This is a genomic window from Lysinibacillus sp. fls2-241-R2A-57 (assembly GCF_030209535.1).
In the GTDB taxonomy this organism is placed as follows: domain Bacteria; phylum Bacillota; class Bacilli; order Bacillales_A; family Planococcaceae; genus Lysinibacillus.
In genome coordinates this window covers 89,371-101,837 of sequence record NZ_JARVRU010000016.1, presented here as the reverse complement: position 1 = coordinate 101,837, position 12,467 = coordinate 89,371, and the positions used below count along the sequence as shown (strand labels likewise).

14 protein-coding genes are annotated in these 12,467 nt (G+C 38.3%); 13 read left to right on the top strand and 1 reads right to left on the bottom strand.

Going from position 1 to position 12,467, the window contains the following annotated elements; translation table 11 throughout:
• Positions 1-291 precede the first annotated feature (291 nt).
• The 12 genes from QRN68_RS03445 to QRN68_RS03390 all read left to right on the top strand — a co-directional run bounded on the left by QRN68_RS03445 (position 292) and on the right by QRN68_RS03390 (position 11,297).
• Complete coding sequence (locus QRN68_RS03445; RefSeq protein ID WP_285395285.1) at positions 292-1,530, top strand: substrate-binding domain-containing protein; 1,239 nt, start codon at positions 292-294, stop codon at positions 1,528-1,530.
• A gap of 95 nt (positions 1,531-1,625) precedes the next feature.
• Positions 1,626-2,402, top strand: coding sequence for an ABC transporter ATP-binding protein (locus QRN68_RS03440; protein ID WP_285395284.1), 777 nt, complete (start codon positions 1,626-1,628; stop codon positions 2,400-2,402).
• Positions 2,377-3,084, top strand: coding sequence for an ABC transporter ATP-binding protein (locus QRN68_RS03435; RefSeq protein ID WP_285395283.1), 708 nt, complete (start codon positions 2,377-2,379; stop codon positions 3,082-3,084). The genes QRN68_RS03440 and QRN68_RS03435 overlap by 26 nt, the downstream gene beginning before the upstream one ends.
• Positions 3,085-3,099: 15 nt before the next feature.
• Positions 3,100-3,972: a branched-chain amino acid ABC transporter permease gene (locus QRN68_RS03430; RefSeq protein ID WP_285395282.1), complete on the top strand. Its 873-nt coding sequence runs from the start codon at positions 3,100-3,102 to the stop codon at positions 3,970-3,972.
• Positions 3,969-4,985, top strand: coding sequence for a branched-chain amino acid ABC transporter permease (locus tag QRN68_RS03425; protein ID WP_285395281.1), 1,017 nt, complete (start codon positions 3,969-3,971; stop codon positions 4,983-4,985). Before QRN68_RS03430 ends, QRN68_RS03425 begins: the two co-directional genes overlap by 4 nt.
• Entirely contained in the window at positions 4,982-5,986 is a 1,005-nt protein-coding gene (locus QRN68_RS03420; protein ID WP_285395280.1) for a 3-oxoacyl-ACP synthase, read from the top strand. The genes QRN68_RS03425 and QRN68_RS03420 overlap by 4 nt, the downstream gene beginning before the upstream one ends.
• Before the next feature lie 12 nt (positions 5,987-5,998).
• Positions 5,999-6,910 (top strand): intracellular short-chain-length polyhydroxyalkanoate depolymerase, encoded by a 912-nt coding sequence (phaZ, locus tag QRN68_RS03415; RefSeq protein ID WP_285395279.1) that lies wholly within the window; start codon positions 5,999-6,001, stop codon positions 6,908-6,910.
• Positions 6,894-7,625: a 3-oxoacyl-ACP reductase FabG gene (gene fabG / locus QRN68_RS03410; RefSeq protein WP_285395278.1), complete on the top strand. Its 732-nt coding sequence runs from the start codon at positions 6,894-6,896 to the stop codon at positions 7,623-7,625. The genes phaZ and fabG overlap by 17 nt, the downstream gene beginning before the upstream one ends.
• Positions 7,626-7,641: 16 nt before the next feature.
• On the top strand, positions 7,642-9,108 hold the full coding sequence (locus tag QRN68_RS03405; RefSeq protein ID WP_285395277.1) for a class I adenylate-forming enzyme family protein: 1,467 nt from the start codon (positions 7,642-7,644) through the stop codon (positions 9,106-9,108).
• Between the two features lie 194 nt (positions 9,109-9,302).
• Positions 9,303-9,671, top strand: a complete 369-nt coding sequence (locus QRN68_RS03400; protein WP_285395276.1) for a hypothetical protein — start codon at positions 9,303-9,305, stop codon at positions 9,669-9,671.
• A gap of 314 nt (positions 9,672-9,985) precedes the next feature.
• Positions 9,986-10,435, top strand: coding sequence for a MarR family winged helix-turn-helix transcriptional regulator (locus tag QRN68_RS03395; protein WP_285395275.1), 450 nt, complete (start codon positions 9,986-9,988; stop codon positions 10,433-10,435).
• Between the two features lie 4 nt (positions 10,436-10,439).
• On the top strand, positions 10,440-11,297 hold the full coding sequence (locus QRN68_RS03390; RefSeq protein ID WP_285395274.1) for an MBL fold metallo-hydrolase: 858 nt from the start codon (positions 10,440-10,442) through the stop codon (positions 11,295-11,297).
• Between the two features lie 74 nt (positions 11,298-11,371).
• Here QRN68_RS03390 and QRN68_RS03385 read toward each other — a convergent pair whose 3' ends face one another.
• Positions 11,372-11,932 carry an AAA family ATPase gene (locus tag QRN68_RS03385; protein ID WP_285395273.1) on the bottom strand — a complete coding sequence of 187 codons (561 nt, stop codon included), beginning with the start codon at positions 11,930-11,932 and terminating at the stop codon, positions 11,372-11,374.
• 205 nt (positions 11,933-12,137) lie between these two features.
• Here QRN68_RS03385 and QRN68_RS03380 point away from each other — a divergent pair, with 205 nt between their 5' ends.
• Positions 12,138-12,311 carry a hypothetical protein gene (locus QRN68_RS03380; RefSeq protein WP_285395272.1) on the top strand — a complete coding sequence of 58 codons (174 nt, stop codon included), beginning with the start codon at positions 12,138-12,140 and terminating at the stop codon, positions 12,309-12,311.
• Positions 12,312-12,467 lie beyond the last annotated feature (156 nt).

The following is a 12,467-nucleotide window of genomic DNA, read 5'->3' as shown; positions in this document are numbered from 1 at the left end:
GATAAATCGCGAAATTGTTCCGATAAAACACAAATTTATTCCGATAAATCTCTCAACCACGCTTTGTCGCTGCCGTTGCGCTTCGCTCCACTTTCGTCGCAGAGAACTTGTCGCTGCCGTTACGCTGCCGTTACGCTACCGCTTCGCTCCACTCCACTTTCGCGGCAGAAAAATGAGCTCCCCTTTAGGGCAGCTCATTTCTTGTAACTAATTTGTAACTAGTCTTTTATATAGTGTTTACATAGCAACGAAAGCGCTTTCTTTTTAGTTCATTATGAAAGGGGTTATGGGATGAAGAAGCATTGGTTATTTGTGCTTTTATTAATGTTGGCGATGTTGATGGTGGCTTGTAATTCGGATGATACGAAGGATAGTTCAACTGGTGGTAAGGCTTCGGAGGATGATACAAAGGGGACTACTGAGGAAGGCGGGACTATTAAAATTGGGGTGCTTGCGTCATTGACGGGTGCTCTTGAGTCGTATGGGAAACAAACGCAGCGTGGCTTTGATTTAGGGATTGATTACGCTACAGGCGGTACGATGGAGGTTAATGGTAAGAAAATTGAGATTGTTTATGAAGATACAGAAACAAAGCCTGAGGTTGCGGTACAAAAAGCAACGAAGCTATTAGAGGATGATAAGGTTGATTTTTTAGTAGGTTCCTCTAGCTCTGGGGATACGCTTGCTGTACTACCACTTGCGGAAGAATACGAAAAAATTATGGTTGTGGAGCCTGCCGTAGCGGATAGCATTACGGGCGCAGAATTTAATGACTATATTTTCCGAACAGGTCGAAATTCTTCTCAGGACGCTTATGCAGCAGCTGCAGCAATAGCTGGAAAGGATGTTAAAATTGCAACGTTTGCACCAGACTATTCTTTTGGCTGGGATGGGGTGAATGCATTTAAAACTGCTGCGGAGAAGCTAGGTGCAAAAATTGTTTTAGAGGAATATGCAGATCCGGCAGCAACTGATTTTACGTCTAATTTGCAAAAAGTAATTGATGCAAAACCAGATTATTTATTTGTTGTATGGGCAGGAGCAAACTCACCGTGGAATCAAATTGCAGATTTAAAAATTCAAGAAAAGGGCATTAAAATTTCAACAGGTGCACCAGATATTATTGCACTAAAATTTATGAATCCATTAATAGGTATGGAAGGGTTCTCTGTTTATTATCACACATTACCACAAAATGGTGTGAATAAATGGTTGGTTGATGAACATAAAAAACGCTTCAATGAGGTTCCGGATTTATTTACGCCTGGAGGAATGTCCGCTGCGATCTCTATTGTAGAGGCTTTGAAGAAATCAGAGGGTGACGCAGATGCGAAAAAACTGATCGGTATTATGGAAGGGATGTCATTTGAAACGCCAAAAGGAACAATGACTTTCCGAAAAGAAGACCATCAAGCATTACAGTCGATGTATTCGATCCGTCTTGAAAAACAAGAGGGGGTAGATTATCCGGTTCCAGTACTAATTCGTGAGCTTAGCCCTGAAGAAACAGCCCCTCCAATTATGAATTAGTGAAGTTGGAGACAGAATGACAATTCTGTCTCTCTTCATCTACTTTTATTTGAGAATGGATGAAGAGAGATAGAAGTGTTAGAAAGGAGAATACGATGGATCCTATTTTACGAACAGAAAACTTAACGATTCGTTTTGGAGGACACACAGCTGTCGACCATGTGAATTTTAATATGCCAGAAAAGCATTTGAAATCAATTATTGGACCAAATGGAGCTGGCAAAACAACTTTCTTTAATTTGATTAGTGGAGAGTTACAGCCGACTGTAGGGGATGTTTATTTTAAGGGACAATCACTTGCCCAAAAGTCAGCCATAGAAAGAACAAGAATGGGGCTTGGGCGATCTTTTCAAATTACGAATGTTTTCCCGAACTTGACGGTTTTAGAAAATGTCCGTTTAGCTGTGCAATCAAAGGAGAAAGTACGCTACCAATTATTTCGCCATTATAAAAGTTATAAAGCGATCACAGAAAAAGCAGAGGAACTTTTAACGCTTGTTTTACTTGACAATAAAAGGGATGCCCTAACAACAATGCTGTCTCATGGGGAAAAGAGAAAGCTTGAAATTGCTATGTTGTTAGCTCTTGATACGGAAATCCTTTTGCTTGATGAACCAACGGCTGGTATGTCTTTAGAGGAGGTACCGACGATATTAGAGGTTATACGCACCATAAAAAAACAGGGCGATAAAACAATTCTCCTCATTGAGCACAAGATGGATATGATTCTAGATTTGTCGGATTCGATTATGGTGCTGTTTAATGGCCAGCTTCTTGCGGATGGAACACCAGAGGACATCATGAAAAACGAAACCGTACAAAATGCTTATTTAGGAGGTCTGTACGATGAACACCTTACTGAAATTAAATGATGTTCACACGCATATCGGTCAATACCATATTTTGCAGGGGGTCAATTTTGAGGCCATGGAGGGGCAAGTAAGTGTCCTGCTTGGAAGAAATGGTGCAGGTAAAACTACCACTTTAAAAACGATTATGGGGTTAACACCTGCTTCAAAGGGAGAGGTAGAATTTCGTTCGCATTCAATTAAGAAAAGCCCTACCTATAAAGTGGCGAAATTAGGAATAGGCTATGTACCTGAAAATCAAGGGATATTTGCAGATTTAACAGTAGAGGAAAATATGAAAGTGGCGATGCGAAAAGAAGATACAGCTACTTTAGAGCGACAAAATTATGTGCTGGAGCTGTTTCCTGATTTAAAGAAATTTTGGAAGAAGGCTGGTGGACATCTTTCGGGTGGTCAAAAACAAATGCTGTCGATGGCCAGGGCATTTATCAATGATAGTAAGTTAATTTTGATTGATGAGCCTTCAAAAGGACTGGCACCAATAGTGGTAGAGAAAGTAATGGAGGCCATCGTTGAAATGAAAAAGCAAACGTCCATTGTACTTGTAGAACAAAACTTTATTATGGCGAGTCGAATCGGTGATACGTATACATTAATTGATGACGGGAGAACGGTTCACTCAGGTAAAATGCAGGATCTTATCCATCATGAAGAACTAAAAAGAAAATATCTTGGAATCGGATAAAGGTGGTGTACTTTATTGGAGCTATTCGTAAATTTAGTCATTAATGGCCTAGCGACTGGCATGTTAATTTTTTTACTGGCGGCAGGTCTAACGTTAATTTTTGGATTAATGGATGTTTTGAACTTTGCACATGGTGGTTTATTTGTGTGGGGGGCTTATGCGGGGATCTTTACGTATATGTTCACAGAGAGCTTTCTTATTGGAATTGTAGGTGCCATTGTAACGGGAGCTTTATTAGGCCTCATTACAGAAAAATTAATTATTACTCCTGTGTATGGCAATCATATTCAACAAATTTTAATTACATTAGGGCTGATGCTCGTGCTACAGGAGATGATTAAAGTTGTTTTCGGTCCAAATGGTGTGGCCGTTAAAACGCCTAGTTATTTATCAGGAAGCTGGGAAATTGGAGACGTAATTATCATAAAATATCGATTATTTATTATTGTAGTAGGTTTTGTGATTTTCGGTATTTTCCAGTACATGCTGAAGCGTACAAAGATTGGGCTAATCGTTCGAGCTGGTGTACAGGATAAAGAAATGGCACAGGCACTTGGCATTCATATTAAACGGGTATTTTTATATGTCTTTATGGTCGGAGCGGCACTTGCAGCCCTCAGTGGTATGTTAATGGCTCCGTATTCAGGTGTGATCTATGCGGAAATGGGCATGGAGTATGCGATTTTAGGTTTTATCGTTGTCGTTATTGGCGGGATGGGCAGTTTTTCAGGTTCGCTACTAGCAGCGATATTAGTCGGTTTAGCAGGTAGCTTTATGGCGTATTATGTGCCAGTGTTATCGCTTGCGGTCAATATGATATTAATGGCGATAGTATTAATTTTCCGTCCACAAGGATTATTTGCAATGCGAAAGGAGAGATCGACATGAAAAATAAGCTTTCATTAAAGTGTGTAGGCTTTTTCCTCATGCTGGCAATATTAGTGCTTCTCCCTTTCGTCAATGATTCAAGGACGCTCATAATTTTATTAACGCAAATCTTTATTTTCGGTATTTTAGCGATGAGCTATGATATTCTCCTTGGCTACACAGGGATTGTGTCGTTCGGGCATGCGATGTTTTTTGGAATAGGTGCCTACACAACGGCAGTCATGCTGAAACAAATGGATACAACTCTTTCGATATTTTTATTATCAATCGTAGTCGGTATGTTGCTAGCGGGGTTCATTAGCTTTTTAGTAGGGTTACTGACACTGCGATTAAAAAGTCATTTCTTTGCGATGCTGACATTAGCTTTTTCAGGACTATTTTTAGTCGTTGCAGAAAAATGGCGTTCGGTCACTTATGGAAATGATGGTTTTACGTTCAGAGCACCAGAACTATTTAGAGATAGAATGACGTTTTATTTCTTCGTCCTGGCATGCTTAGTCGTTATTTTTATTGCGTTATATCGCTTCGTGAACTCACCAACTGGTCGAATTTTAATTGCTGTTCGGGAAAATGAACAACGAACTAAATCATTAGGCTACAACACCTTACATTATAAAGTGATTGCATCAGTTGTCGCAGGGACCGTTGCAAGCTTAGCAGGCTCTTTATATGCTGTATCACTCCGATTCGTCAATACGAGTGTGATGACAATGGACATTACGCTAGATGCGTTATTGATGACGATTATTGGGGGTGTTGGCACATTAGTTGGACCATTGCTCGGAGCGGGTGTTATTGAATATGCACAGCATGCACTTTCAGGATTAGCCCGTGATTATCCAATATTTGAACGTTGGATTATTTTCTTTGGGATTCTTTATATTTTAGCTGTTATCTTTTTCCCAAAAGGAATTATTGGATCACTGCGCATGCTGTATTGGAAATGGAGATTAAAGATAAAAGAAAGAAAAACAACGGGTGCCCTGTCGCAGGAAAAGGAGCGATTTGAATGACTGTAGGCATTGTAAGTACCGGAATTTATATTCCACAAACAAAAATGACATCTAAAGAAATAGCAGTACGTTCTACTATTCCAGAAGATATTATTCGACAAAAAATGGGCATCTATGAAAAGCCTATTCCTGGTGAGCATGATCATACCGTTCAAATGGGTGTTTGGGCCGCTCAGGAGGCTATACGCAAGGCTAATATCGAGCCTAAGGATATTGATGTTGTTATTTATATGGGGGAGGAGCATAAGGAATATCCCCTGTGGACGGCCTCTATAAAAATGCAGGAGGAGCTTGGGGCCGTAAATGCTTGGGCATTCGATGTGCAATTAAGATGCGGCACGACTATAATGGCTCTAAAATTAGCAAAAAGCTTAATGGCATCAGATGATTCTATTCAAACTATTCTGTTGGCAGGTGGCTATCGAAATGTTGATTTTATTGATTACAGTAATCCTCGAACACGCTTTATGTACAATTTAGCAGCTGGTGGAGGCGCTATCCTTCTACAAAAAAACTATGATAAAAACCAATTATTAGAGGCGGATATCATGACGGATGGCTCGTTCTCGGAGGATGTGGTCGTGCCTGTTGGTGGTACTAAGAAACCTTTGACACCATTTGATTTAGAGAATAATTTATATCAACTTGATGTCATAGATCCGATAGGGATGAAGGAGCGCTTAGAACAAAAATCTTTAAGCAATTTTTTGAAGGTCATTCGAACATCTCTGGCGAAAAGTGGATTAAGTGAGGAAAATCTTAGCTATTTAGCGATGCTTCATATGAAAAGATCTGCTCATCATTATATTTTATCTGAACTTGGTCTAGAGCAGGAGCAATCCATATACTTAGAAAATTATGGTCATATCGGACAGATTGACCAAATATTATCATTGCAGTTGGCGGTAGAAGAAGGTTGTATTCACGATGGAGACATCGTCACACTTGTAAGTGCAGGTATTGGCTATGTATGGGGAGCTATGACAATTCGATGGGGCTAAGGGGGAAATGCGATGTTAAAAACTGTTGAGCTATCAAATGGAGAAACGATTGCTTATCGTAAACGTCATGGGGGAGAACGTGTTTTATTACTTATTCATGGCAATATGACATCCTCTAAGCATTGGGATGTTTTAATAGATTCATTGGATGAGAAATATACAATTTATGCAATGGATTTACGAGGTTTTGGTGGTTCATCTTATCATAAACCAATTTCTTCGATTAAAGATTTTAGCGATGATGTGAAGCTTTTTGTGGATGCCATTCAATTGAAACAGTTTGACATGATTGGCTGGTCTACGGGCGGAGCAGTATGTATGCAATTTGTCGCAAATTATTCAGGTTATTGTCAGCAACTTATTTTACTAGCCTCGGCATCTACGAGAGGCTATCCATTTTACACAGATTTAGGTACTGGCAATCAAGCATCTTTAAAAAGGGCATTTTCTTATGAAGAGGTACTCGTCGATACATCAAAAACAAAATTAGTTCAAGGTTTGTACGACTCGAAAAATGTGCAAGGCTTACAGGCGATTTGGAACGCCCTTATATACACACATCAGCAACCAAGCACGAAACAGTATCAGGAATATGTGGAGGATATGCTGACGCAAAGAAATTTAGCTGAAGTTTATCATGCATTAAATGCCTTTAATATTAGTGCAGTTGACAATGAGGTCGCGAAAGGAACTCAAGAAGTACAACAGATCACCATTCCTGTCTTAATGTTAAGAGGGGATCGTGATTACGTTATAACAAAAGAAATGAATGATGAAACAATGCTCGATTTAGGTGCCAATGCACAATTTGTTAGCTTAAAAGACTGCGGTCACTCCCCATTAATTGATGATTTAACACAGCTTACATCTGAAATCGAAGCTTTTTTAGAAATTGGAGGAAAGAATTATGCGTTTAAACAATAAGGTTGCCATAATTACAGGAGCTGCAAACGGAATTGGCTATGCTGCTGCTGAACGATTTATAGAAGAAGGCGCATTCGTTGTTATTGCGGATTTTGACGAGGAGGCTGGTGTATTAGCTACGCGGCAATTAGGAGATCAGGCATTATTTGTGCAAGTAAATGTTGCGGATAGAGAGAGTGTCAAAAAGTTAGTTGCAACGGTCATAGAGCATGCGGGCCGAGTCGATATTTTAGTGAATAATGCAGGTATTACACGTGATGCGATGTTAACGAAGATGACAGAGGATCAGTTTCAACAAGTACTTGATGTTAATTTGACTGGCGTTTTTCATTGTACACAGGAGGTTATTCCACATATGGTTGCTGCCGGCGGGGGCAAAATCATTAATACATCTTCTGTTAGTGGTGTATATGGCAATGTTGGACAAACGAATTACGCTGCAACAAAGGCCGCTATTGTCGGCATGACAAAAACTTGGGCGAAGGAATTGGGACGTAAGGGTATCAACGTTAATGCGGTGGCACCTGGCTTTACAGAAACTGACATGGTGAAAAAAATGCCGGAAAATGTGTTAGCACAAATGCGTTCAGTCGTACCATTGCAAAGATTAGGCACACCAAGAGATATTGCCAATGCCTATTTATTTTTAGCATCTGATGAGGCTTCCTATGTCCACGGTCACACGCTTCATGTGGATGGGGCAATTATGATGTGATAAGGGGGCTTTCAAGATGTTTGTAGAGCAAGCCTGGATATTAAAACGTGCATCGTTAACACCTAAACGTCTAGCATTGGTGAACCTAGAAACAAAGGAGCAGTGGACTTATCAGCAATTAACGGAGGAAATTACAAAATGGAGTTATTTTTTTGAGCGACAAAACTTGCAGGTAGGGAGTCGTGTAGCCGTCTTTGCGAAAAATCACATCCAGCTTTTTGCCGTCTTATTCGCCTGTGGATTAAGGGGACTGATCTACGTGCCATTAAATTGGCGTATGAGTACGAAGGAATTAAATGATATTTTGACGGATGCTACGCCTTCCTTACTGCTTTACGATGAAGAAATGAATTGCCCTTTATCTTTAGAAAATATGCATTCCCTTCGTTTAGCGAGGGAAACGGCTACACTTAGCATTCGAGAGGTAGAACTGAATGATCCATGGCTAATGATTTATACTGGGGGCACAACTGGCAAGGCAAAGGGTGTTGTACTATCCTTTAATTCTGTTAATTGGAATGCCATCAATACCATTATTAGCTGGGGCTTAAATGATACTGATTGTACGTTAAATTATATGCCGTTGTTTCATACAGGAGGTTTGAATGCCCTATGTATTCCGCTGCTAATGGCTGGGGGTACGGTTGTTATTGCTGATAAGTTTGACGCAGAAACGGCACTTAAGGCAACGAATCAATATAAGACGACGATTTCGCTTTTTGTACCAACGATGTACCAAGCGATGATTGCGACGGATTACTTTAAGAAGAGTAGCTTCCCTTCTATGAAAGTATTTTTATCAGGAGGGGCACCATGTCCGTATCCAATCTATGATGAATTTTATAAAAAAGGACTATTTTTTAAAGAGGGCTACGGCTTAACGGAAGCAGGTCCAAATAATTTTTATATTGCTCGCGAGGATGCTTATTTGAAAAAGGGTGCTGTAGGAAAGAGCATGCAATTCAATGAAGCTAAAATTATCAATAGTGCAGGAGAAGGCTGTTCACCAAATGAAGTGGGCGAGCTATTGGTCAAAGGAAAGCATATGTTTCGGTTTTACTGGAATAATCAGCAGGAAACTGAAAAAATCATTCATGACGGTTGGTTAAAAACTGGTGATTTAGCCATGATGGATGAAGACGGTGACTTTTATATTGTCGGTCGCAGTAAGGAGATGATTATTTCTGGTGGTGAAAATGTTTATCCGCAGGAGGTTGAGCAATATATTTTACGCCATCAGTTAGTTCAAGAAGTCGCGGTGATTGGCGTAGAGGATAATTATTGGGGAGAAATTGTAGTAGCCTTTATCGTTTGTAATGATCGGGAAGATACTTTATTAGAGGAAATTAAAGAAATCTGTAGTAAGCATCTAGGTCGCTACAAAATCCCCAAAAAGATTATTGTCATCGATGAATTGCCAAAAACAAGTGTCGGAAAAATTGATAAAAAAGCATTACAAATGTATGTGAAAACTATGAATTAAAAGGAAGCGCTTGGAGATCCAGGCGTTTTTTCAGGTCTATAAATGAAATATTTTCTTATTGCTCAAAGCAACTTCTTCCTAGAATCATCCTAAATCGAGGAAGGAGTATTTATGTTAAAATATTGCGAGTGAAATCAGTTTCTTAAGGAAGTATCAAGAATATAATTCGGGAACGAAGAAAGGGCAGTACTAATATGGAAAACGTATCAAATGTAGAAAAAATGGAATCAATAAATTCTTTACAATCGACAATCAGAAAACTCGAAAATGCCTTGTCCCAGATGACTCAGAAAGGCGCAAATACTAAATTAGTGAAGAAACGACTCAAAGCTGTTTGCATTGGCTTAGCAATGCTAGAAAATGTTTGGAATCAAAGCCCCCATCAATATACCCCAGAAGATTTAGCTGAAGCTCGCAATGTTCTTACTGGTTTATTACCATCAATTGAGAACATATATATTAAGTCGAAGGTTGGTAGTCCCCAAAGAACGCTATTAGAAAGAAGAATCAAAGCGTTGGAACTAGCCGTTCAAGCGATTGATGAATATTCAATAACTAAATAAAGTATCAGGAGATTTAATAAGAAATCATAATAATCCTTTTGAAGAATATATACAGCCACTTCCTTAGCACTTCGCTTTCGCACAAAAACCATTTGTTGTTGCCCCGACGCCCCTAGGAGGAACGGAAATAAACCCTACGTTGTGAATTTACTGTCTTCCCACTGCTCACTAATTAGTGAGCAGTGGCTATGAAAAAATAAGATCAAGGGGAATAGAATGATTTCCATCTTCAATAAGTTCATACAATAATTGACAAACTAATAATAGTTAAGTAAACTTAACTTAACTAAATGTGAATTGGGGCTGATAAAACTGTGCATGATTATTTAATAATGATAGACCAAATCAATCAGAAGTTTGAGCAGTTCAAGTTGTTAGTTTTACAAGAAACCAAAGAGGTTGAGGAATTAGAAAACTTTCATTTAACCCCTCAACAAGAAATTATTATGTTTTATATCATTCGCAATGAGCCCTTAATCGCGAATGAAATTGCAAATCATTTTGGTATTTCAAAAAGTGCGGTTAGCCAAGTAATTTCAAAGCTCGAAGAAATGAAAATGATCTATCGACAAGAGAATTCAATAAACCGTAGAGAGACCTTTATTTATCTTGGGGATAGAGGTCAAGAGTTTCATCAGCTTCTAAATAAAATTGACGCAATTCTTGTTGAAAAATATTATTCGAAAGTTAGCTTAACAGAGTTAAAAAATGTTCTTGATACATTAAATAAGATTGTCGGAACTAATGAAAACAAAGGGAGTTAAGATAATGGAGAAAAATTTGAAACAACTAACGAATCGTATACATTATTTGCCGCATGATCCTGATACAGATCGACCAATACTGTCTGTCATTTGTGGGAATCAGCAAACCCTAATTGTAGATGCAGGAAATTCTGATAAACATGCTAAGTTATTTTTTGATGAACTAAATCAAAGCCAAATTGCTAATTATCATTCTGTAGTATTGACGCATTGGCATTGGGATCATAGCTTTGGAACAAATCAGATGAATCTCTTAACCATTGCACATGAAAACACAAAAATGCATCTTGAAAAAATGATGGAATTTGATTGGACAGATGAAGCGTTAAATAATCGTGTCGAAAAAGGCCTAGAGAATCAATTTTGTTCCGACATGATAAAAAAAGAATTTGGAGAAGACAGAAATATTACCATCAAATTACCTAATATTACTTTTAAAGATAAATATGAGATTGAATTAGGTGGTATTCGGTGTGTAGTCAAACATGTAGGTGGAGATCATTCTGATGACTCATCACTTATTTATGTAGAGGAAGAAAAGGTACTTTTCTTAGGGGACTGTTTGTATCCAAGTATTTACACACAACAACCACAATATAAAATTGAAAATGTTAGACATCTCTTAGAAAACATCGAAATGTTTGATGCCGAAATTTATGTACTTTCGCATGAGCCCCCATTGTCTAAAGAGGAGTTTATGGGGTATATAATGTTGTTGAAGTTAATTTGTGATTTAACAGAAAAACAGCAAAGAAACCATTCGAATTTGGTTAATGAACTATCTACTCAACTGAATCGTAAATTAAGTCAGATAGAAGAAGAAATAGTATTTTGTTTTATTAACGGGTTATCAGTTGATTAAAATAAAGTTGTAAGTGGTATGTAGTTCCATTATAGAACCGAAAAAACGCTTGGAGATCCAGGCGTTTTCCAATTCTACAAATGAAATGTTTCCTTTATGCTTAAAGCAACTTCTTCAGCACTCAAGTTTGTGTTGTTGATCTTGAGATAATTTGGATATTTTAATTCGCCCTCTAAGGAATTTAATCTGTATTTTTCCATTGAGCTTTTCAAATCCTTTTCGGACCATTCAATATCTCTTTTTGAAGGTTTATGCTCAAGTCGATTACCGCTTTTATTTCTTTCCAATCTTTCTATTACATCAGCTTCAAGCTCTACATAATAAACAGTACCACCTCTAGATTCAAAAAGCTTTGCAAGATCGTCGACATAATCCCAATCCTTCTGCATATCAAATGCCCAGACATAAGTAAAAATTAACCCATACAAATTACTTTTGGATACCTCTTCGAATATTTCCTGACGAAACAAATTAACCAATCTTTTTCCTTCTGTTGTACCATAACCAAAAAAATGACCAACCAAATCAATCGTCATATGGTTATGAAAAAGCTTCAAATCCGTTAATTTAGCTAATTCCTGTCCAACAGTCATTTTTCCAACTGCTTGAGGACCAAATAGTAAAATAAGTTTCATAAACTCTCCCCTTTTAAAAGATATATTAACATAAATTTAAAATTACACCATAAAAATGAAGAATTTTAGTTCACCAGCGAGAGATGATGGTGACATTATGTTGTTAAAGTGTATGTTATACGGATAAGTTGATTGGAGTGAAGACTGGGTGACTTCTCGGGGATTAGGTCACAGATGAGACCCTGGAGCAAAGCGGATGTTTTCTGTGCGAAAGCGTAGTGTTAACGTAGCGGCAGCAACAAAGTGGCTCATCGGACGCCTTCAGGAAGCTCTGCTCCGTGCGAAAGCGAAGCGGCAGCAACAAATGTTTTATCTGTGCGAAAGCGAAGCGGCAGCAACAAAGCGCCCAGTCGGAACGGAAATCAACGACACGTTGTGAATTCATTGTATCTCCCTTAGCCACTGCTTACCAACAACTCATTTATATTAAAATTGTTAATTTATTGATAATGTATTGAAACTATTTATAGAATCATGTTTAATAAAAATGGTTTACATTTTATACATAATATTCCTGATTGATGTGAGAAAGGAG